Below are 467 nucleotides of genomic sequence, written 5' to 3'. Positions count from 1 at the left end.
TTCCAGTAGACATTTTTTACTACTATCACAGTTTCATATTGTTAAAGAACGTGGACACACAGTCCGCTGGCCAAAGACCAGAAAACAATCCTCGATGATCACTCATCAAGCATTCCTTTCTGAACTCTTTCCGGTTTCGGGATCGCTGAACACTCAGCTGTCTCGCTACACCAATTCACCACCAGGCAAAGCAAAAGTGGTGGAGCCAAGGAGGATCGAACTCCTGACCTCCTGCGTGCAAAGCAGGCGCTCTCCCAGCTGAGCTATGGCCCCGTAATTGGTGGGTCTGGGCCGATTTGAACGGCCGACCTCACCCTTATCAGGGGTGCGCTCTAACCAACTGAGCTACAGACCCAATCTCGTTCTAACAGTAGATCAAGTAATTTGTGTGGATACTTATTAAAAGGCTTCGTCTTATCGTTTAAGGAGGTGATCCAGCCCCAGGTTCCCCTAGGGCTACCTTGTTA

General features: G+C 49.0%; 2 tRNA genes. Both read right to left on the bottom strand.

Annotated elements, in window-relative coordinates:
- Window positions 1-197: 197 nt before the first annotated feature.
- Window positions 198-273: transfer RNA gene (locus MIB40_RS19480), tRNA-Ala, on the bottom strand.
- Between the two features lie 5 nt (window positions 274-278).
- Window positions 279-355 (bottom strand) — tRNA-Ile (locus MIB40_RS19475).
- Window positions 356-467 lie beyond the last annotated feature (112 nt).

The organism is Aestuariirhabdus haliotis (genome assembly GCF_023509475.1).
In the GTDB taxonomy this organism is placed as follows: Bacteria; Pseudomonadota; Gammaproteobacteria; order Pseudomonadales; family Aestuariirhabdaceae; genus Aestuariirhabdus; species Aestuariirhabdus haliotis.
Note: the sequence above shows the minus strand (reverse complement) of the source record. Positions and strands in the feature narration are given on the sequence as shown.